Here is a 20,861-nt window from a genome sequence, read left to right as displayed (position 1 = left end):
TACATCTGAAAACGTTAAAATATATCTTAATGTTTTCAGCCACTCTTTATTGTGTGATGCTGATTCCATTATCAAATTGACAATGAACTTAATGTGAAATAATATCTTACTAGTGCTTTTTTATTATTATAAATAAAAATTTTGTATGGTACACTATTGTGTCCAAACCATTTAAATATATACTAACATACGAGAGATTAATCGCTGTCATATTTGAATATGATGGGTCAATTCCAAAGTAAATCGGTAACCAAACAAACAAAAAACCTTTTATATAATATGTGTGTCTACTAATTATATAAAAGGTTTTGACCGCTAAACAGTTTAGCAATCTACGGTAATTTTCTGGACATTTGATGACAAGGCTATTCACTATAAAAGTAGTTATCATTATATTTATAAATTAACTTTATCAGGTTAATTAGCCATTCTCGATTCTAAAGAGTTTATCACTTTCAGATAGTCTTAGTACAATGTGTTTATCATCATTTAACTCTTCAGGTATTTTATCATTTAAAATTGAAAAAACGAGTTGAATATTTTTATCCCATGCAAATTTATTCACTCTCAAAAGTTGATTACCATGCATTAATTCTTTTTTATCATTTAAAATAAAGTCTAGACTTGGAATGTTCTCACTTCTAGCAAATAATATATACGCAAGGTCGAAACACAAGATTTCTCCTTGTTTTTTGCCTGAACTGGTATTTAGATTGAAGCTCTCAAAAGAGTAGTATTGTTGTTTGGACTTTTGCTCTTCTTTTATTTGATATGTGATACCATACTCTTCCCCATAAAGTTCTTTTGAAACATCTGTAAAAAAACGATTGAATTTTTTTAATTGTGCTTTAAGCACCTCTTGAAAATCTTCTGTAAATCGATTCCCATCTAATAATTTAATTTCTTTTTCAACTTTTTCAATATTTTGTTCTGCTCCTTCAATTTTAGAAATATTTCCTTCGAGCTCTCCTAGTTTCCTGTGATTTTCAGTTAACTCAGAAATTATTCGCTCTAAATCACCGAAAGTATCACTCGAAGAAAGTTTCTTAGTCAATTTTTGTTCAGCATACAGTTCTTTTGTCAATTCCTTGTTATACTTATCTATTTGTATTTCCAAATCCGGTAAATCTTGAGTAATATATTTTATCTTTTCCAATACCATATTATTATGGTATTCAACCATTTCCTCAAAAGTTACCTGAATATTTTCGATATTTTTTTTTGCGATTGTATATAATTCACGTAAATCTTCAAAATCAACATTAGAGAAATCCTTTTGCAATTCTAATTCTGTTTCTTTTAGTAACTCTTTTCTTAAGGATAATTCACTAACTTTAGCGCTTAACTTACTTATCTTATACTTAAGATTATTAAGCTCCTGTAATTCTTCTTCATATTTTTCATTTATATTTAAATTGTTTTTTTGCTTTTCTAATTTTGATATATTGTCTTTGATAATGTCTAATTGAAGTTCTAATTCTGTTTTAGATTGCTGTTTTTCAAGTTTATTTTTGAACTCTTTCTCGACTTTGAGTTTCTTAACAAGAGTAGTTCTATCTAAAACAGGCAATCCAAACATGAATAAATAAAGAGTTTCATATTCAGTACTAGATGTGAAGTTATTCAAAACTTTTAAAGTATTATTTATTCTTTGATCTTTATATCTTATATTATGTGCAATTATTTGTCTGAAACTTGGTTTTTCTTCTTCTCTTTCACCCAATACTAGTTTATTGAGTTTTTCGTCAAAATCTTTCCCACGATTTTTGGGAAGGTTTTCTCCATTAATTGACATTATTTTTTGGTTTCTCTGTAGGAAATTGCGTTTTATTATAATTTCTTTTGAATTTTCATTAAGTAAGTCTTTTTTTAAAGTTAATGTAATTAGTACTTTGTTGTCCACTAAATAATTTTTGACAAAAGCTATTTCTTTTTTGGTTTCCGGATCTTTATAAATTTGATCTGGGTCTCCCCCTAAACAATAGTCGATTAAAGCAAGAACTGTAGTTTTACCAATATTATTTCCTGTTTCTGTTGTTTCTAATTTATTTGTTTCATCAACAATTAAGTTTGTACCGATATGAAACTCTATATTCCTAATGACTTTTTCACTTGTTTCAATCGTCATTTCCTTTAAGTACATAGTGACACCTCCCCATTCTCGTCAATAATTGCAGCTTCAATTAAAAATAGCCAATCTAAACAATAAGAATACATTTTTAATGAAATATGATACTTTTCTTTTACATTCTTATAGAGCGACACAATATCGTAATTTTCTTTTTCCTTAATTTCTTTAATAATTAAAGACGCATAATAGTATATACTCATATCTGGTTTAATATCATTCAGTAACAACATGAGTATACCCCCTCGGATTTTTAAAAATTTTACAGCGAATAAAAGCATCAACAACAATTATTCTCACGCACATCTCAATTTCTTCTTCTGGTATATTATTTAAATAGCCACTATTTATAACATAGTCTTGTACTCTTCCGATTATGTTAAAAAATTTCTCTATATTCGATAAATCCTTAGAAATAATTTCTTTTTCATAAAATGAAGTAATTTTATTAAATACTGATACAGTTTTATTTGTTCCTTGTCGAATAAACTCTTGATAGATTCTATCAAGAGTACCATAATATATTTTATATTCATCAAAAGTTGATTCTTTAATATCCAGTAATTCGTTATATTCGATTTTTTCTTCAATGCCATAATCATTTAACTCAATTACATGTTTTACTTCATTTAAGTCCTCACTAGCTAAATAATTGATAATTGACACAAGATTAGAATTAAGGTTTGAGGTACTCGGATTTTCACCAAATTCCTTTTTTGTAAAATCATATACATCCACTAGCGGACCTATTTCCAGTTGTAAAATTGTTTCTAAAATACTTACTTTATCTATGATATCTATTGAAGGTTCAAACTTAATATTATGTATATTATTGTATGTTTTTTTTCTTAAATTATCTGCATGGTCTGAAATAAATACAAACTTTAAATTATACTCGGATTCAGCAAGTTCCTTAATCTTATCCTTTTTTAACGTATCATTAATTTTAGTAGTAGTTGCCGTGGCAGTGACTTGAACAACTAATTTATTATCTGAATCAACAAGATCAATAGCTTCATAGTTAGCTGTACCTACATTTGCAGGTTTTAAATAATAACTGTAAATTAGATTCAGAAGATCTCTAAAAAACGTTTCTGAATGAATATTTAACCCCAATAAATTTAATTTTCCACCGGTTTTTATCCTAGTAGCAAGTATTTCCATTTTTTCCGCAATATAATTATAGTAAGTTTCTCTAATCACAAATATCATTCCAATCATTTATTTAACATTATTATACACTAAAAAACATCAAATTACTGGTCGTTGAGTGAGTTTAGGTGAGCGTTATTACCACAGTTTTCTGTATTGAAATGTATAGTTTAAACTGAGTATTAAATTGAAGGTGAAAATATTTATGGAAAACTTATATGTACGAATTCAGTTTGGCGCGTGGAGAGTATATATTAGCATTAAAACGTTACCGTAAAAAGAAACATAGGTACACTTACTCTCTAAATTTCTGGTAAGTTGAATGTAAAAAAACAACTCATATAAATTATGTGTTGCTTTACTCTACTATTTTTTAAGTTAGCTTTTCTATTTTTTCTCCAAGATTTTCACAATCACCAATAAATACTTAACTAGACTCAGGATAAAAGATTTAATATATAATTTAACATTTATAATAGAATTATCCAAGCAACCACTTTTAATTTTAATGTATAGTAGCTTTTATTTTTAAGCTTTCGTTTTAATAGTTCAAACCATTTTTCCTTTACTAACTGAAAGGAAAGCAGAAATACCTTTATAATTTTATTGTAATTCTTTATTATAGCATACAGGGACAGGTTTCTCACCCGTTATACATTACACATCTGTCCCTACGCTCCTTAAGTTATTAGAATTGGACGTTACAGTCAATAGCAAACAGCTGAAGTTGCGACTTTAAATTTTCTTATTTCATAAAAAATCATTCAAAAGTATTAATCAAACTTTGAATTCCACAAATCAATTATTTCAGTAAATTTATTCAAATTATATAACCTTTGAACTTTCTCAACGTAGTTTTGTATAATTTCCTTGTTTTCTTTGTCATCACAAGTTATCGATTGTATATCTTGAAGATATTTTTCTACTATTTTGATTCTCTCCAAATACTCTATATGTTCAAATACTTCTTCTTTGAGAATATTTCTTTTTTCATCAATCTTTGCTTTTAATTTTTCTTGTTCTTTAGCAAGTTCCTCAGTTTCATTTCGAGCTCTTATTAATTCCTGTTCTACTTCATTTTTTCTTCTTTCCTCACGCTTTTTATCTCGTATCGGCAAATATTCTTTCCTTAAATCTAAAAAAATTGCTTCAAGTTGGTTAACTAGGGATTCCGATTCATCTGTATAGATTAATTTATTTTTATTTTCTAAATTAATTAATTCTAACCGTAAAATTCCCGAATGTTTTTTTCTATATATTGGTTGCATAATCCCTTCTGTGTTTCCTCTTATCTTCTGCTCAATCAATAATATTCTCCAACTTACATGCGGTAATTGTAGCTCAGTATAATAATCCTCTTTATGCCCGATGTAAATTTGGCCACCTAACAATTCAGCCCCTCTTAGTAACCTATTAATAAATGTGTATGCTAACTTCCTTTTTGAAGGAGAAACATGTAGGTTTAAAATGGTCTGTTTTGGAATATCCTCATAATTAACTTTTTGCTTTTCTTCTAATTGCAAACTAAATGGAAGTTCCTCAATATAGCTATATTTCTTATTTTCTTCTCTCTTTTTTTCAACCCTGTCATGTTCGAGAATTAAAGAATGTAAATTGATAGACTTAATTGATTTTAGCGACCTTACCCAAATAGTAAACTTCTTTTCATCATCTATATTATCAAGATCATATTTCTGCGGATTATTAGGCATTGTTGACACCACTTTCAAATTCACATCCACATTTATATAAAGCATCTACAAGTTTTTCCAACTCTTCTTCCGATTTTACTTTTTCAGGAATTAAAAGTTTAGGTGTAGAACCTTGCAATATTGTAGACAGACCTAGCATAAAATCCGAATATGATGGATAGGAATTTCGATCAATCCTATAGCCACGTTCGGTAAAGCCATATATTCTCCCCCATTCATCAATCTTATTTATATGAAATCCTATAAAACTATTAGGTTTTGCAGCGAGAGAATTAATTAAATCCTCCATTCGCTTTTTAAGTACATTACGATTATTTGTGTCTACAAGATCAATGATTATTTTTAACTTTAGTTTCATTTCTTCAATCGCATGATGTAATTCCATGATATCATTCATATTATGAACTACCGGCTCTTTGCTTGTTCTAATTGAATTGGTTTTGATAGCAATAGAAATTTTCCCTAGCGTTTTTAAATCCTTTTCAATCTCTGAATACCTATTTATTAATTCTTTCATACCAAAGACAGGAGATTTAAATGGAGTCCTAAATTCAATTAGTTTTGGCTTCCCATATTTTCCAACTGTTTCTTTTATATTATTTACTACTTGATCTTTTATAGAATTATTTGTCCATATATTATTTGTAGTTTTTTCATTTAAAATAGAAATTATATATTGATCTTTTCTTTTGTTTTTTATTAATCCATTTTTTGATTCTATATACTCTATTCCACTTTGTATTTCTTCAGGGTATTTTTGATTTCCATTACTTATTGGTATCAAGACTCGATGGTGTGTTTTTAAATTCATCATTCTAGTCTTTACACATAATTTTTCGTATTCGGGCCAATAAGATGTATCTTCTAAAATATCAAAAAGCCAACTATACATTACCAACATCTCAAAATAATCTCTCTTACCATGCATAAAGGGTTTATCCCGATGTTTTTCATATTCCTCGTCTATATCAAATGGGTTGTCTTGATAACGGTAATCATAACTATTAATATAATAATGCTCTTCATACTGCCTAGAATATTTATGCTCTACATACTTATCCGACCATTTCCATGCAATATTAAAAGCATAACTTGCTATGTTAACCCCATATTCTCTATAAGAATCCATTACCCATTTTACAATATTATTGTCTAGTCCCTTCATTTCCGAACGATTCGGTTTTGACATATAGTAATACCAATACTCTTTAACAGCTAATACAATTTTATTAAAATCATCATCGGTAAGTTCATTGTCAGATAATCTATCTGCTACCTCTTTTGCAATTCCTAAAAATTCAGTTTCATTGTAGCAAATATCAATATCCTTTTGAGCATCACAAACTTTCTTTATAAAAGTATCTACTCTTTTTTTCTTATTCAAATAATATTCTTCGATAAATTCATGTGTTTTTGGGAATTGAGTTATTAATGTTTTCTTCGATTTTTCAATAGTCTGTTGAAGCTTAATTAATTCATAATTATAATCTTCAGGATTCAAGTAATCATTGAAATACTCAGAGACGAATTTAATAATTTCTCCCATATTATCCGAGTGTTTTGTAAAATCGAATTCATTTATTTTCTCTTTTCTTTTTCGCATGGAAATATATTCTTCAATTTTTAGCATATTTATACACCCACTTTAGTAACCGTTTACACTATAATATCATAAATTCGATTTCATTTACTTTAGCAGTTCTTTCATCATTGGAACACAATCCAGCTTGTAATATCAGAAATAACACCATATTCTTTCATTAATTTATTTTTAACCATGTAATATTCTTTCTCAGTAATCAATTTACGGGTTAGCAGTTGTTTTAACATAGCAATTTGCATACTATAAGGAATCAAATTCTGTTTCAAAAAACACGCCCCCTTATAATTAATCAATTAAAAATCAGACGGCTGTTGGTACAGCTCCACGGGAATTTCACCCCTGCAAGTATTCCTTCCAGCCCTACTCATAGCTTGCGACGCTTCGAACGCTCGAACCATGACGGTAGAGGAGTATCATTATCCATACTGATGGGTTATCGCCAGCAATCCACCATGATTGCATTAGACTCATAGATAATCGCTCGTTTCTATCGAAAGTCATGGCGTATGAATCAAGTGGCTCATCATCAGTAGAACGTATCTGATTTTCGGTCTATACTGCACGGCGTTATCTTCCGTGCTTTCTTTGTCAAAGAACAATATATGTGAAAGGGAAAACTTAACCATGTAATCAAATCTTGAAAGCTAAAATGCCCTGCATAAGCTTCGAACGTAAACGATCATGTGTGTCTACATCAATGCCCCAATACGTATTACCACGCTCATCATAAAGTTTACGCATAGACAAACTTGCGATATAGCTTCCATAATGCAAAATAACGTAATTCATCGCTTCTGGATCACCCTTATTTGCAGCTAAAATAATTGGATACGGTAATAAGCCACATTCGTTGTCTTTTGTGTTAGCATCAATCATCCCAGTCATCTGCATGTTCCTCCAAAAATCGCTTTAACCTTTTAAAAGAGCTTGTCCGTCTATACTGAACCGTACTACGAGGAATCTCTAGTAGTTCGGCTATTTCTACATCTGATTTATCAAAAAAATAGTATAGTAGGACTGTCTTACGCTTTTCTATTGGCAAAGTACGCAACGCTTCAGCGAGTAATTTCGGAGTTATTTTCTTTCCAACCACTTGAAAACTTTGTCCTTCTTCTCCTTCATATTGCTGATCTAAGGTATAGAGTTGATTTTCTTCTTGTGGTGTGAGATCAGAAAATGTCATCTCCTTTGCTTGTCGTTGTTGTCTTTCGTTGAAAATATTGATTGCTTCATTCTTCAATACACGTTTACAAAAAGCATTAAATGCACAGCGAACTTGCCACACGGTACGATCTGGTTCTATCATGCATTTCCTCTCCCTTCGCAACTGCAAAGGTGGGTGATGATTTCCCCTTTCATAACCTTCAACAAGATTTTTTATGAAATGCCAAAAATAAGAGCAATATTTTAAAAAATATTCATTAAATACAAAAAAGCCCAACTGAACATAAGCCAGGTGGGAGTAAAAATTTATACATATTATTAAATGGAAAATTCTATTTCAAAAAGTTGAAAGCCTTAGTTCAAGAAGAAAACAAATTACGACAAAACAAAAAAGTAAAAGTAGTATATGAGCAAAAGCGCGATTATTCTGTGAAGACATTACTCAAAATTTCCGGTATTCCACGTAACACTTATTATTATAAAATTAATACTTTTGAGCACTCAGATAAAAATTCAAAGTGGAAAAGGCTCATTAGTTCTATTTTTGAGAAGCATAAGGGCAGATATGGTTATCGTCGTATCCTCTTTTCTTCTTTAATATTCACCGTCCTAAAGAATCTTTGACGCAAAGGGAATCTGCTTAATTATATAATTTAACAAGAAGCAAAGTGGTATCGTGATCAGAATCATAGCTAGAAACATGAAGGATGGTGGAAAGTGGATGACCTTCAATCCAGCAATAACAATAGCGATAATCGGTATATGAATGATGTAAATCACGAAAGAATGGGCTGACAAGAAGCTCCAACCTTTTCCTTGATGAAAAACTCTTTTGCGAAAGAATATGATTAATCCGAGAATGACGCCAACACAAAATAGAGCTTCCCACAGAGAATAAACCAAAGATGTCCAGTTCCAGCCACCAGAAAACTGTAATCCGTCTACCCCAAATAACAAGACTAAGGGAAGAAGAAGAATCGATGCCCCAATTGCAATTCCAAAACCCGCCCTCCCCATAGAATCAGGAGTATTTCGAAACCAATTACGTTGGTAAGCGATGATACCCAAAATGAATAGCCCGACATATTGCGGGAGATCATAGCCACTTGCTGTAAAAAGTCCAACAAATGATTGAACCTTGGGAGATCCACCGGGTAAATCAAGAGCAGGAACCCACAGTCTTATGGTGAAGTATCCTGCTGCTAATATCATTACAAAGACTGTAAACATCCTGTAGGTGGGTGGTGTACTCTGCCGAACTACTGATAGCTTATTTTTACTCATAAACTTCGCCCAGACTGCGTATAAACAAACGAATACGAAAAGTAGTTCGACATACCACATCGGCCCGTAAGTTAAATGTGAAAAATAGGTTTGCCATGTAAATGGCTCTTGGTTAAGTATATAGGCTTCAATTGCTTGAACTTGGCTAAGAATGAAAATATAGAAGATAAATGGGATTAGGAATCGGATAGATCTATCTTTGATAAACCGAGTTGTCCCATTTCGTTCAATAGATAAAGGGACAAAGTAACCAGAAATAAGAAAAAATGTCCCCATAAAGAAAGTCTGGTTAAAAGCAAGGAATAGAAGACCCATTACAACCCCAATAGAACCTTGTGTTAATACCTCGTTATAGATGGAAAAATACACCAAATGATGAAGCACAACCAACACTGTAAGAGCTCCTCTTAGGTTATCAATAAAATATAATCGTTCTTCCTTTTGGGGAGACAAGCTCCCTATATGTCTTAAATTCATAATAATTCTTACGTTCCTCTCTATAAACATTTAAAAATATATTTCAACGGAGCATCCGCCAAACTGGACGGCTATGTATAAACCGTCCTATTTGCTCTATATTTTAATTTTCTCTTTTAGTTGATCCGCCTATTTTCCAAGAGGCTAAACTTATGACCCCACCAACTACAATAAAAATAATGTCCATAACAATTTCAAATCCCTGAAACGCATTAATATAATTTACCAAAAACCAGCTTTTTCCACCATTAGTCAAATGATTAATTAATCCGCCTACTCCCTGTATAACAAAAAGTAGACCAAGTCCACTGATTATTTCTTTCATGATGAACACCTCATTAATAATTTTTTAATTTAATATGCCTCTAAGACCGATATTGAAAAAAACCGCACCTACTACTCCTATCGCTACCAACAGTGAGGAAATCGGAGCTTCATTTAATTTTGATCTAATTTTATTTAGAAATTGTTGCAGTCTCTCTTTAAACATAATATTAACCCCTAACAAAAGAAGAGAAGGAAGCACCATTACAAGATTGTAGCCAATTATAATAAAGATAGAAGAGGAAGGCTCAATTGTTAGGTGATTCATTAACAAAATTGAATAAAAGTAAGGCAAAGCAGTTACAAATTCAATTAGAAAAACAATGATACCTAACATGATCATCCCTTTCATCGTTGTTTTTTGGGGTATAAATGAAATTAAACGTTTTTTTGTATTATCATTTGGTTTACAGAAGCTAATTAGAGCCATAACTGCTCCAAAAAGGAGATAAAACCAATTGATAAAGTCAAATTCAGATAATTTTCCGATTCCTTTCAATAGTGAATCTCCACCAAAGTATAGGAATAAGCCCACTCCGAAGTAGCCAAACTGCGTAATAAACAAAAAAACAAGCAAGCGAGAAGATAATTGATTAGGCTGTGTCAATAATAAATAAGCTGTTACAGCAAGTACACCAGGACTTAATATATCAATTAATGCGCAAATAGAAATAATTAGCAAAGCTATCGATGTGTCTATTGATGAAGAAGGCATCAATGCTTCAATACTTTCGATCAAATATAGAGTACCTCCTTTTTATATGTTATAATTTAAATAACACAGTGTGTTAAATTTATAATAACACACTGTGTTAAGAAAGGGAAGTGATTTTTTATGCCAAGGATTGTTAATCATGAAAAAAAGAGGAAGTCAATTGCTGAGGCCGCTTGGAGTATTATTAAGAAAGAGGGAATCGAAAAAGCATCTATAAGAAGAGTTGCTATTGAAGCAGGCATGTCTGCTGGAGCGTTAAGACATTATTTTTCAACTAAGGATGAAATGTTATTATTTATCATGGATTATTATCTGGAAGAAGGGAAAAAACGTTCTCAAAGTAAAAGTTGGTCAGACAATCCATTGCAGGCGGTTGCGGAAGTTTTATTAGAGCTTATACCAATTGATGAAGAAAAGAAAATCGAAACGAGTGTTTGGTGGATCCTTGCACTTCAGTCACTTACAAGTGATACTTTAAAAGAAAAAAAAGATGAAATGACTAACGGTATGTATGAATTAGCAAGTTCAATGATCGAGATATTAGTTCTACAAGGGATTTTATCTGATTCAACTAATGTAAAATTAGAAAAGAGTAGGCTTGCGGCATTAATTGATGGATTGTCCATTCATGCTCTGTTAAGACCTGACGTCTACTCTCCAGATAAGGTGAAGGAAGTAATCCGTTATCATTTAGAAACACTCTGCAATGAAAGTCAATTGAGTTAGTTGATTATGTATCAATATTATTCAACGGGTTAGTAGATTTAGTTTTTAGAAGTTTGTCACTTAAAAGTGCTTAATAATATTTTATATTGTTTAAGCAATTTTATAGGATTGAAATAAGAGTATTCTTTACCGTTTGGAGGTAAGTAAACATCCATCCAAAATGTAGTTAAAAGGCGATTAACTATTTGGGTCAATCGCCTTTATGAATATTTTTTTATAATTTTAAAATCATATTAAATTATCAAGTTTTGTTCTCTACTTTACTTCAAGCTCCTGACCGGTGCATCCATACTACCCCAAGTTTGCGTAATGCCTTTCAGCAATCCCATGTCCAAAACAGCTTGAAGAGAATCTGCTGAATCAAATACAGAATGGCTGACCAATACTGTTTAACTGCCCAAACCAATGAATGCCATCGGGTAGTATTCTCGCTTTTAGATGATAAGTAGTCCCTAAAGACTTCTGACGGTATTCTTGTCAAAACCACTTTCAGGACAACGTTATGGTTGGTTGGTTGCTTCCACTTACGACTTTCCCTAACTGGAACAGATCCCTTATCTGTGTTTTCGCGATATTACCATTCTAGTAAGCTCAAAAAATGACTGATGTGGTCGGAAACCTCCTTAGGATGGGTCAAAGTGATGATGTGATTAGCACCAGGTATACGCACAAAGTTAATATTGGGAATTTCCGTATATAATTGTGCGATTTTAAAGAGATCTTCTGAGTCATTCTCGCCTATGATAAAAAGTGTCTTCGTTTTAATTTTTCCCAATCTTTCCATCGCTGAATTGGAGGAAGCAGTTTTGAATGTTTTCCAATCAAAAGTCTTTTGAATATTATGTATCATCATTTCACGTAATAAATCGTATGCTTTTCCGAAAGAAACGCTCCAAGAAGGCTCGTTTAATGTTATATTAATCATTTTCTCGACATCTGGTGCAGCTTTAGAAACTCGGCTCTCTAATTCCGCATGCTCGGAAGAAAATTTAAACCCCGACAGTCCTGGAGCGACCAATACCAGTTGAGACACTCCTTTTGGATAGGTCAGAGTAAAATCAGTTGCAATTTGTCCCCCCAGGGAATGTCCAACGAGGGCACCTTTCTTAATTTTAAGATGATCCAAGAGTTTTCTAAGATCCTCAACATAATCAATGGGTTCATTCGGAACGGGTGACTTCCCTGCACCCCGGACATCAAGAGTTATTACTTTGAACGACTTTGAAAGATGTGGTGTGATGAATTCCCAGTCACGTGAATCCATAGCTCCACTATGAAGTAGTATAATCGGCTTTCCGCTTCCTTTAATTTCGTAATGAAGATCCATCTATTTCAATCTCCTTTCCATGAAAAAAGTAGGCACTGCCCATGACTATCTTCGTTTCATTTCTATGATTCCTTCCCTTATCCCCCAAACTGTTAATAAACCATTTATTAAACTTATTCGATTATAAAGAAAGTTTTATGTACCTTACAAATGATTTAATTGCTTAAGAAGGTCCTATTTCATCACTTTGATAATGTCCATCCGCTTTAATGTTCCTATAAGTGATTTCAAGAACCTAAACATCCCCCCTTATTTATTTCAATCACTGTGATGAAATGATAATAACACGATGTGTTAAATAAAAGCAAGAGGTGATTTGAGTGCCGAAAATAGTTAATCATAATCACAAAAGAAAAATGATCGTTGAAACAGCTTGGAAAATTATTGAAACGGAAGGTATTGAAAAAGCATCTATCCGAAGAATTGCATCTGAAGCTGGAATGTCTACCAGAGCACTTAGACATTATTTCTCAAACAAGATGAATTACTATTATTTATTATGGAATATTTTCTTGCTCATGAGAAAGAACGTTCGGAGAATAAATCATGGTCAAAAAAACCTCTTATTGCGGTATAAGCTTTGTTAGAATTAGTTACTGTGGAAATCGGGATAAACAAACTGAACCTTGCGTTTGGCTAATTTTCGCCATTCGCCCACTTACAAGTAGCTTTGAACATAAAAGAGCTAATCAAAATTAAATTGATTTTAGAAGTAAGAAATTAGTAAATGACTAACAAGGGGCTTCATCCGAATATTGAAAGATACACTTATTAGAAAAAGGATTTAAGTTGATATTTAAAATATGCTTTCCAGTGGCAAATGAGAAAAAAAGAGTAGTAGCTTTATCGAAAAGGCAGACATTTACGGATGTGAAAAAGAACATACCGCTAACGATGAAACAACAGTCGCAATGGGCATTAAAAACTTTCTTGTCATAAGAACTGAAGGAGAGACATATGCCCTTGAAGACAAAGCTGGTAATAACCTACTCTACTTTTGTGTTGTAGGTGACATCGATAGAAAAAATATACGAAAATAAATCTGAGTTTATTGAAAGCATCTTATTTGATTAACGGTTAATATAAGTAAGCGTACTTTGAATTATTCTTGCCGTTGAATTAATAAGCTAAAAATTTCAACACCCTAATCCAAACACCAAATTGCACATTGTTTCAAAAAGAGTTAACCCGTTTTGATCAATCTTTTTTCAAAACGGGTTCTTCTAATTTAACTATGGGTCTGCGAGTTGTTTTTGATAAAATCTTTATTCTAAAGCTACAGTAAATCAGCTAAATCATTTTTACTCGACAATCATCCAATTAGTATCTTTTTCTAACGTGAGTATATATTGCGAAAACTGTATTGCCTTTGTTGTTTCATCAATATATTTAACAGTAACCCATACTTTTATTTGATGATCTACTGCCTGGAATACTGGATGGACTAGCTCTGAAAATAAAAAATTCTTACCAATCGATGGTAATGCATTATTTTTCACATAATAAGCAAGTTCTTTATCCGTGGCAGTGGGATAAAACGTAAAAAATGTCTCCAAAAACTCTGTCACTTCCTGCACAATATCGGAATCAACTGTACCATTACTTTCATGTTGTTGTGGCTCATAATCTGATTTATTCGGTATGCTCCAAAAGTTAGGGTTTTGTATAATAACTAAGTTTCCTGCATTATCTTTATGAAGTAAGATTCGATAGGAGGAACGAATCCTTTGGCTATTTTTATCTTCTGTAATCTTTTGATCTACTGAATATACAACTCCATAGGTATTATCACTTTCTGGTGATACTGACCAGATATCAATATTACTCACACTGGAACTAGTGGGTATATCTGCTCTTACTGTATCAGTATTTAAGGCTTGCAATTCCTCTGTTAGATAAAGACTTAATTTTTCTTCTCTTCGTTCAATAGACTCTTTATTATTTTGCCATGTATAGTAATCTTTCACAAAGTTTTTCGTAAAGCTTTCAATTGCACTTGTGTCCACAAGTTTTGTTTCAATGACTTCTTTTTCATGAACGGTATGCTGATCAATTGCCGTAAAGTTCTTATAAATCGCAAAGACCAGGCTACTGATTAATACAATCCACAAAACCGTGACGGATTTCTTACGTGTTCCAACACTTTTTACTTTTGTTTTTGATGACTTTGTATCCATCGTTTGTTTTTCTTTTTTTCTAAATATGTTTTTCATCTTTTCTAACCCTTCCTATTGTTTAATTCGGCCAGCTCCAATTAGATGTTTTTGCCAGTAAGCAGTTGTTAAGTCTGCATAGCCTATTGGATCACCTGCGTTATACATTTGGTTATCTCCAAGATAAATACCGACATGAGTAACATACGTTCCAGCATTATACGTTGAGTGAAAAAACACTAAATCACCTGGTTTTGCTTCCGATAAAGGGATATGTTCCGTAAAGTCATATTGTTGTTGTGCGGTTCTTGGTAAATTAATTCCCGCCTTTTGATAACTCCATTGTGTAAGTCCACTACAATCAAAAGAAGTGTTTGGGTTATCTCCACCAAATACATAAGGATAGCCTTCGTAATTCAACGCTTCATCCATCACAAGTTGCAAAATGTCACCATCAAACTGTGGAGAGTGAAAGTATTGATTAACCAAATCGGTGTAAAACATATTGCCATACAGATAGCGCCAACCACCATTCTTTTTTACCGCAATTGGGTTGGAATAGGACGTTTTACTTCCATCTGACTTTTTCTTCGCAAAGCTTTGGGCTAGTTCAAAACTATGTTTCTTACTTCTTTGTGCAACATAATTAATAAAACCGCCGCCATAGTTATAAGCCTGTATGACCGTATTTCCATCTACTCCTTTAGATTCTGCTAATTGAACTAAATCCGCAAAATATCTTACCCCTTGCTTTATAGATGCTTCTTCCGAATCTAATGAATTTGGCGGTAACCCCAATGACTCGCTCGATTGCATCACATCCTTTAATCTCCCACCACTTTCCACTTCCATAATTGCGAGTAACGTTGACACATATTCACTAACACCATATTTTTTCGCATATTTTTCTACCATTGGCCGGTGCTTTAACACGTCTGCTGACAGAGAAACGCTTCCCCCGTCATCAATGCCCGAATAATTTCCTTCTGATGAATTATCTTCATTAGAAATAAAGAGTGCCACAAAAACTAACAAGCCAAAAAAGAGCAGAAAGCCTACTCCATACGTAATGAGCATTATTTTTAATCGCATAACCTTCATTGGACTTCTCTCCTTTGTCTGGACACGGAACGTTTCTGAAGTTGTCTTTTCTTCATTACTTTGATTGGTTTACCTACATGCTTCATGACTTTTCGTATTTCTTGCTTATTTTCCATTTCTGGACGTTCTTTAGAAGTTGTTCTTTTTCTTTGTACCTGCAACTGATCAATATGATTTTGCATTCCATGAGTTAACTGTTCTTGTTCGTTTGATGATGTCTTTTGTTGCTGTATAATTCTTCCTACAATCGGTTCTCTTTGAGTAACTGATCGTGTATGAGTAGACCGCTCACGATAAGATGCACGTTTTTTATCCAATGCTCGTCGTTTATCGGCAATTGTTTGACGATGTTTCACTGAACGTTCTTTTGCTGATTTTTCTCTTTGTTTCTTCGCTTGCACAACACCTTCTTTAAATTCATGAACAGGCTTTTTCAATTGTTCTTTTCCTTGCATCACTGCATATTTTGTACTTGTTGGTAAATCAACCAATTGTTCTTTTCGGTGTTTAATATTTGCTCGAATCTGACCTTTTGCACCTAGTACTTTCCCAGTTACTTGACCAAACTTCTGACTTAATGAAGTTGGATTCGTCTGTTCGTTTGTCTTTTCTAGATTCTTTTTAGGTGATGATGTAAGCCGTTGTAATGGACGAAGGGGGGATGAACTCCCTTTTGTTTTTCTAGATTGACCAACTAATGCACCAGCCGTCGCTCCAGCAGTTGCACCTGCAAGTGTACGTGTAATATTACGTTGTAAGCGACGCCCCCCACGATTAAACATGCGATAAGGCCGACGCATCATTTTACGACCAACGTTTTGTGAGTCATTGCTTTGTAAGCTAAACATACTCATGATGTCACCAAGTTTCATGTAAATGCCCGCAAACGTGACAATCTGCAAGAAGGCAATTAAGAAAAATGGATAACTCGTTGTTAAACTGTACAGCATGGATGAAATACTGAAAGCAACGGTAATAATTAACGTGATACCCGCACGAAGCATAATCACATTAAACAACTTCATAATCGCTTGTTTCCCCATGTTTTCAAAAGTTGGAATCATGGATAATAGAAAACTAATCGGTAAAAACATCGCATAAATAATAAACAGAATTTGCGAGAAAATCATAATACCCGATAATAAAAATACGAAAATGGATATTCCAATATTAAATAGAAACAAAAAGAAGACCATGCCTAAACGTGTTGTGGTCTTCGTAATCGTTAAATTTTTATTGTCATGATCTTCGATTTCCGCTTTAACCGCATTTTCCCGATCTTTTCCGTTATTGGCATCTGGACTAGTCGAAACTAGCGTATCAACGCGATCTTCTCCAATCGTTTCTTTATCCGAATCATCGAATTGCAACAACATCCATGGCTGTTCTACTTGAATAGAAAAGAGGTTATCCCGTATCATATCCACACTATCTTTTCCTTGACTAGTAGAGCTTGGCATTAAGATTTTTGTTCCCAAATCTAAACTTGTTTCACTAATATCTGCTGAAAAATCATTGATTTTTGTAATGTATGTTGGTGCGTAAGCGATAAAGGAAGCAGATAAAATAAACACGACCAAAAAGTTTAAAATCGCTCGAATCGCTTTCGTTGTTTCTCGTTTCATTAATCCTGTATAAGCCACGTATATGCCAATGATTAAAATAAACAGAAGCAAGAAACCAACATAAAATCCTGAACTACTAAAACCACTTGAAGTAATCCCTGCTAATGTTTGCATATTTTTTCCGATTGCATCCGCAGTTTGTGAAATAAAATCAAGAGAATAAGCTTGTTGAATTATATAGCCTGTTGCATTAGACAAATACAAACTAATAATCCAAATGAAATTGGTAATCGTATAAAGCCCATACATGACTTGTTTACCAATTCCATCATTCCAGTTCCACGGGAGCCAATCCCAACCTGTATCGACATAAAAATCGAGTTGGTAATGGTCAAGGGCATATTTAGAATAAAGATTATCTTCTGATACCGTATCATCAACTAGTCCAGCAGCTTGCGCAAAAGTGCCAAGTAAAAAAAGACATAGAAAAACGGCAGCACCAATGAGTACTACCGTTAAAATTACTTTTTTAAATTGTCGTTTCTTCACATCATCACCTCGTCTCTTTTTCATTTGTAGGTGGCCGAGTATCAAAAGCATCAAATAAATCTTCAAAAACAGGATGGACTTGAATAATCCCCACACGTCCATATAAATCTTGAATCAAACATTGCCCGTTTTCTAGTTCACGAAGTCTTCTCTGGTTTCCTTCATCTTCTTTATCGACGCCAAAGAATTCTAATGTCTTTTTAATTTCATTAATATCTCTAGAACGAAAAGCAAACTTCACACCGATATTGTTTTTTAGTTTTTCATCTGTTAAATCATCCGCATTTTGTGTGACAAAATATACGCCCGCATTCATCGCACGTCCTGCACGAACCAATTTATTCGAGAGTGTTTTTCCTTGTGCGACTTGCAGGAAACTCCAAGCTTCATCCAAATCAACAATTTTAAATATGCTTCGATCAGAATGGATAAAGTCTAATGCGAATGTCGAAATCACAATCAGCATTGCAACACTAAGTAATTCCATTGTTGTATATTCTTCAAAGCTTGTTTCCGCATCGGGTAATACCAAATCAGCGACTTGAATGATATTTAATTGTTTCTCTATACTAATCGAATTTTTCACCGTTCCATCGGAAAATAATAAATGGGCAAAATCATAATCGGTAAAACTTTCAATATGGTCCGCAATCGGTCCAGCTAATGGATTCGGATCACTTCTTAATTCATGAATCACAAGAAGTAAACCACGTTCTTCCTGTTGACCAACGGACCGAATCGCTCGTCGCAATACTGGAAATTTATCTCCATCCCGACTAGAGATACCTGTAAGAAAGGTAAGAATATCAATCGCAAGACTTTCTGAATCCTTTTTCTTTTTCATAATGACAAAGGGATCAAGTAACCCTTTGTTTGAATCATCACTTGTTAAATTAACAATATTTATTTCATGTGCCATTTCAGGCAATGTTTCTTTCCAGTTGCCACGTTCTGCCTTTGGATCAACGATAAGAGCTTGTCCGCCATAAAGAACAGCATAATATACGAGTAGGTTATTTGAGAATGATTTTCCGCCACCAAGTGAGCCTAAGAAAGCGGAAGCAAGTGCATTAGTGACAGAACCTTTTACACCTTGACTAGCTAAGCTAGGATTGAGATATACATTTCTTCCGGTATCCAAGTTGTAACCAAAATAAATCCCTTCTGTTTCTCCTAGCATTTGTGTTGCACCAAACCCAAGTCCCGCTAAAAAGTCAGATGTAACGTACTGGATATAATCGTTCATATATCGTTTACTAGCGGGAATAAATTCACTGTGTAAACCAATCATATCTCCAAATGGACGAACAAGTTTTACGTTTAGATCATCATAAAAATCTTTCACTTCATTACATCGCTGTTTGAGTTCATCTAAAGTAGATGCAGAAACTCGAATGACATAGCTTAACTTGTACATCGATTCTTTACTTTGATCAAGTACATCTTCTAATTCATTCACTTGTTCCAAGGCTTCTAACACATTACTTCCTGTTTCATTGTTAGATTCATACGCATGATTATCTAAATCTTTCAGTTCTTTTTTCTTATTTCGTACGGTTGATAATGCTTTTTTATTCGTCACAATTTCTACATTCATGGATGTATCGATAGGGAAGGTGAATTGTTGCTGCTGATAATAAAAGATTTCATCCGATGGAAACTCCAAATCCCCAACAATTGAATTGATGGTAAAATAAGCAACATATGTCGGTTGTTCTTCCTGTTCAATCTTTAAATAACGTTGTTTTTCTTCCATTAAGCAACGTGTTGGTTTGATGATGTCATAACGCTTCACTAAAGTTTCCTGTTTTAACTTTTTTAGTGGAAGCACATAGTCATATTCCTCATAAGCAATATCTGATTGACCATGTAGATGTTCAATCAAATAACCAAAATCATTTTTATCTAAGGGACGTATTTTGAAACGCCTTGAAATTTTGTTTTGCAGCAAAGATTCCATTTTAGAGAAACGTCTCATTTCATCATGAGGCATGGAAACAAAATCCCCCATTAAGTGATGGTTCACATCACGAACAAAAGAAGATAGTGAATTTTTAATTGATTTCCCCATGGATTTCATGCTAACTTCCTCTTCATTCAAGAGCAGCTTAAAACCAATAAAGAAGCGATAGTCTACTTGATGTTCTCCAATCATTGAAACAAGTGCTTCGGTTTGATCATCAATCCGTGCATAAGCAACATCTTTTAACCTTCCAGTTACCAATTCTTTACTTCGCTCTTGAACAGAACGAATACTACTAGCCGTACTAATTTGTAGGGCATGAATTTTTCCGTCTTGATTTTGTGCAATCAATTGGCGAAAATGATCATGCACTTGAACTTTTTCATCTGGTGACAAAAAAGAATAGTTGTAGGGAAGCAATTCATAATAGGCAAAACATTCTCCGTCATGATTAAAGACAAGATTGTTTTCCATATATTTAATCGGATAACGCATGGACTTCACTCCTCACAGCTGTTATATTTTCATTCACTTTTATCCGTTTTAATTTGATTGGCTTCCCTGCATAAGTCACTTTGGAACGATAAAAGTAAGTGATGACGGATTTCAGAAAACTATATGGTTTTTTGCCATCAAACGTTTTTTGACTCATAAACCATGTCAAGCCAACGGGAATTCCCACATATTTTAATAACGTTCCATTAATCAAAGATAGTGGGGGAAGATTCCCGAGTAACATGACGAGTATTAAAGAAAGTACAAACCACGACATTTGATTAAAGGTAACGGGGAAAGGCAAGCGAAAATCATTAATCGCATAAATCACTTTTTCAACCGACCAAATACGTGTATAGCTTTTTAATTTTTTCATATATTTCTTTCCTTTCCATATTTGAAATAAAAAAAGCAGTGAACTAT

General features: G+C 33.1%; 19 protein-coding genes and 1 pseudogene. 3 read left to right on the top strand and 17 right to left on the bottom strand.

Translation table 11 applies throughout. The features are described from left to right. Window positions 1-421: 421 nt before the first annotated feature. The 11 genes from KBP50_RS02300 to KBP50_RS02250 form a co-directional block, all read right to left on the bottom strand. Window positions 422-2,143, bottom strand: coding sequence for a DUF2326 domain-containing protein (locus tag KBP50_RS02300; RefSeq protein WP_050349799.1), 1,722 nt, complete (start codon window positions 2,141-2,143; stop codon window positions 422-424). Further along, window positions 2,134-2,361 carry an ABC-three component system middle component 6 gene (locus tag KBP50_RS02295; RefSeq protein ID WP_050349798.1) on the bottom strand — a complete coding sequence of 76 codons (228 nt, stop codon included), beginning with the start codon at window positions 2,359-2,361 and terminating at the stop codon, window positions 2,134-2,136. The genes KBP50_RS02300 and KBP50_RS02295 overlap by 10 nt, the downstream gene beginning before the upstream one ends. After that, window positions 2,345-3,349 (bottom strand): ABC-three component system protein, encoded by a 1,005-nt coding sequence (locus tag KBP50_RS02290; protein ID WP_128743244.1) that lies wholly within the window; start codon window positions 3,347-3,349, stop codon window positions 2,345-2,347. Before KBP50_RS02290 ends, KBP50_RS02295 begins: the two co-directional genes overlap by 17 nt. A gap of 704 nt (window positions 3,350-4,053) precedes the next feature. Next, on the bottom strand, window positions 4,054-5,001 hold the full coding sequence (locus KBP50_RS02285) for a coiled-coil domain-containing protein (protein WP_210967611.1): 948 nt from the start codon (window positions 4,999-5,001) through the stop codon (window positions 4,054-4,056). Continuing rightward, complete coding sequence (locus tag KBP50_RS02280) at window positions 4,985-6,622, bottom strand: hypothetical protein (protein WP_050349795.1); 1,638 nt, start codon at window positions 6,620-6,622, stop codon at window positions 4,985-4,987. The genes KBP50_RS02285 and KBP50_RS02280 overlap by 17 nt, the downstream gene beginning before the upstream one ends. 77 nt (window positions 6,623-6,699) lie before the next feature. Further along, entirely contained in the window at window positions 6,700-6,861 is a 162-nt protein-coding gene (locus KBP50_RS02275; protein WP_050349794.1) for an SHOCT domain-containing protein, read from the bottom strand. 364 nt (window positions 6,862-7,225) lie between these two features. Continuing rightward, window positions 7,226-7,480 (bottom strand): helix-turn-helix domain-containing protein, encoded by a 255-nt coding sequence (locus KBP50_RS02270; RefSeq protein WP_050349793.1) that lies wholly within the window; start codon window positions 7,478-7,480, stop codon window positions 7,226-7,228. Continuing rightward, window positions 7,464-7,901 (bottom strand): RNA polymerase sigma factor, encoded by a 438-nt coding sequence (locus tag KBP50_RS02265; RefSeq protein WP_050349792.1) that lies wholly within the window; start codon window positions 7,899-7,901, stop codon window positions 7,464-7,466. Before KBP50_RS02265 ends, KBP50_RS02270 begins: the two co-directional genes overlap by 17 nt. Before the next feature lie 467 nt (window positions 7,902-8,368). Continuing rightward, window positions 8,369-9,520: an acyltransferase family protein gene (locus tag KBP50_RS02260; protein ID WP_076361992.1), complete on the bottom strand. Its 1,152-nt coding sequence runs from the start codon at window positions 9,518-9,520 to the stop codon at window positions 8,369-8,371. 103 nt (window positions 9,521-9,623) lie between these two features. Further along, the gene (locus KBP50_RS02255; protein WP_017795852.1) at window positions 9,624-9,845 is read right to left on the bottom strand and encodes a hypothetical protein; all 222 of its coding nucleotides are present in this window, start codon (window positions 9,843-9,845) and stop codon (window positions 9,624-9,626) included. Window positions 9,846-9,869: 24 nt separating this feature from the next. Then, window positions 9,870-10,583, bottom strand: a complete 714-nt coding sequence (locus KBP50_RS02250) for a GAP family protein (protein ID WP_050349790.1) — start codon at window positions 10,581-10,583, stop codon at window positions 9,870-9,872. Between the two features lie 96 nt (window positions 10,584-10,679). Here KBP50_RS02250 and KBP50_RS02245 point away from each other — a divergent pair, with 96 nt between their 5' ends. Continuing rightward, window positions 10,680-11,285, top strand: coding sequence for a TetR/AcrR family transcriptional regulator (locus KBP50_RS02245; RefSeq protein WP_017795854.1), 606 nt, complete (start codon window positions 10,680-10,682; stop codon window positions 11,283-11,285). A 574-nt stretch (window positions 11,286-11,859) separates the two neighbouring features. On the opposite strand, the gene KBP50_RS02240 is transcribed toward KBP50_RS02245, so the two are convergent. Continuing rightward, entirely contained in the window at window positions 11,860-12,612 is a 753-nt protein-coding gene (locus KBP50_RS02240; RefSeq protein ID WP_050349789.1) for an alpha/beta fold hydrolase, read from the bottom strand. A gap of 320 nt (window positions 12,613-12,932) precedes the next feature. On the opposite strand from KBP50_RS02240, the pseudogene KBP50_RS02235 reads away from it, so the two are divergent. Beyond that, a pseudogene (locus KBP50_RS02235) lies at window positions 12,933-13,278 on the top strand (TetR/AcrR family transcriptional regulator); the annotation flags it as partial. Between the two features lie 147 nt (window positions 13,279-13,425). Further along, entirely contained in the window at window positions 13,426-13,551 is a 126-nt protein-coding gene (locus KBP50_RS22395) for a hypothetical protein (RefSeq protein WP_269082645.1), read from the top strand. A gap of 362 nt (window positions 13,552-13,913) precedes the next feature. Here KBP50_RS22395 and KBP50_RS02230 read toward each other — a convergent pair whose 3' ends face one another. From KBP50_RS02230 to KBP50_RS02210, 5 genes are read right to left on the bottom strand one after another with little or no spacing between them, the layout of a single operon-like run. Continuing rightward, entirely contained in the window at window positions 13,914-14,825 is a 912-nt protein-coding gene (locus tag KBP50_RS02230) for a conjugal transfer protein (protein WP_050349788.1), read from the bottom strand. A 15-nt stretch (window positions 14,826-14,840) separates the two neighbouring features. Further along, a complete protein-coding gene (locus KBP50_RS02225; protein WP_050350032.1) occupies window positions 14,841-15,857 on the bottom strand; it encodes a bifunctional lytic transglycosylase/C40 family peptidase in 1,017 nt (338 codons plus the stop codon). Between the two features lie 5 nt (window positions 15,858-15,862). Next, window positions 15,863-18,004, bottom strand: coding sequence for a CD3337/EF1877 family mobilome membrane protein (locus KBP50_RS02220; protein ID WP_236691345.1), 2,142 nt, complete (start codon window positions 18,002-18,004; stop codon window positions 15,863-15,865). Beyond that, window positions 17,985-20,438 (bottom strand): conjugal transfer ATPase TcpF, encoded by a 2,454-nt coding sequence (gene tcpF, locus KBP50_RS02215; RefSeq protein ID WP_050349786.1) that lies wholly within the window; start codon window positions 20,436-20,438, stop codon window positions 17,985-17,987. Before tcpF ends, KBP50_RS02220 begins: the two co-directional genes overlap by 20 nt. Then, window positions 20,422-20,814: a conjugal transfer protein gene (locus tag KBP50_RS02210; protein ID WP_050349785.1), complete on the bottom strand. Its 393-nt coding sequence runs from the start codon at window positions 20,812-20,814 to the stop codon at window positions 20,422-20,424. The genes tcpF and KBP50_RS02210 overlap by 17 nt, the downstream gene beginning before the upstream one ends. Between the last annotated feature and the right edge of the window lie 47 nt (window positions 20,815-20,861).

Origin of the sequence: Virgibacillus pantothenticus (assembly GCF_018075365.1) — a bacterium.
Taxonomy (GTDB): domain Bacteria; phylum Bacillota; class Bacilli; order Bacillales; family Amphibacillaceae; genus Virgibacillus; species Virgibacillus pantothenticus.
The sequence above is the reverse complement of the archived record's forward strand: the minus strand, read 5'-3'. Positions and strand labels throughout refer to the sequence as shown.

Excerpts from the sequence above, each read along its gene's own strand:
- tcpF (WP_050349786.1), bottom strand. The coding sequence starts at position 20,438 with ATGCGTTATCCGATTAAATATATGGAAAACAATCTTGTCTTTAATCAT.
- KBP50_RS02295 (WP_050349798.1), bottom strand. The coding sequence starts at position 2,361 with ATGTTGTTACTGAATGATATTAAACCAGATATGAGTATATACTATTAT.
- KBP50_RS02225 (WP_050350032.1), bottom strand. The coding sequence starts at position 15,857 with ATGCGATTAAAAATAATGCTCATTACGTATGGAGTAGGCTTTCTGCTC.
- KBP50_RS02260 (WP_076361992.1), bottom strand. The coding sequence starts at position 9,520 with ATGAATTTAAGACATATAGGGAGCTTGTCTCCCCAAAAGGAAGAACGA.
- KBP50_RS02270 (WP_050349793.1), bottom strand. The coding sequence starts at position 7,480 with ATGACTGGGATGATTGATGCTAACACAAAAGACAACGAATGTGGCTTA.
- KBP50_RS02230 (WP_050349788.1), bottom strand. The coding sequence starts at position 14,825 with ATGAAAAACATATTTAGAAAAAAAGAAAAACAAACGATGGATACAAAG.
- KBP50_RS02290 (WP_128743244.1), bottom strand. The coding sequence starts at position 3,349 with ATGATTGGAATGATATTTGTGATTAGAGAAACTTACTATAATTATATT.
- KBP50_RS02300 (WP_050349799.1), bottom strand. The coding sequence starts at position 2,143 with ATGTACTTAAAGGAAATGACGATTGAAACAAGTGAAAAAGTCATTAGG.
- KBP50_RS02280 (WP_050349795.1), bottom strand. The coding sequence starts at position 6,622 with ATGCTAAAAATTGAAGAATATATTTCCATGCGAAAAAGAAAAGAGAAA.
- KBP50_RS02210 (WP_050349785.1), bottom strand. The coding sequence starts at position 20,814 with ATGAAAAAATTAAAAAGCTATACACGTATTTGGTCGGTTGAAAAAGTG.
- KBP50_RS02255 (WP_017795852.1), bottom strand. The coding sequence starts at position 9,845 with ATGAAAGAAATAATCAGTGGACTTGGTCTACTTTTTGTTATACAGGGA.
- KBP50_RS02240 (WP_050349789.1), bottom strand. The coding sequence starts at position 12,612 with ATGGATCTTCATTACGAAATTAAAGGAAGCGGAAAGCCGATTATACTA.
- KBP50_RS02220 (WP_236691345.1), bottom strand. The coding sequence starts at position 18,004 with ATGAAAAAGAGACGAGGTGATGATGTGAAGAAACGACAATTTAAAAAA.
- KBP50_RS02265 (WP_050349792.1), bottom strand. The coding sequence starts at position 7,901 with ATGATAGAACCAGATCGTACCGTGTGGCAAGTTCGCTGTGCATTTAAT.
- KBP50_RS02245 (WP_017795854.1), top strand. The coding sequence starts at position 10,680 with ATGCCAAGGATTGTTAATCATGAAAAAAAGAGGAAGTCAATTGCTGAG.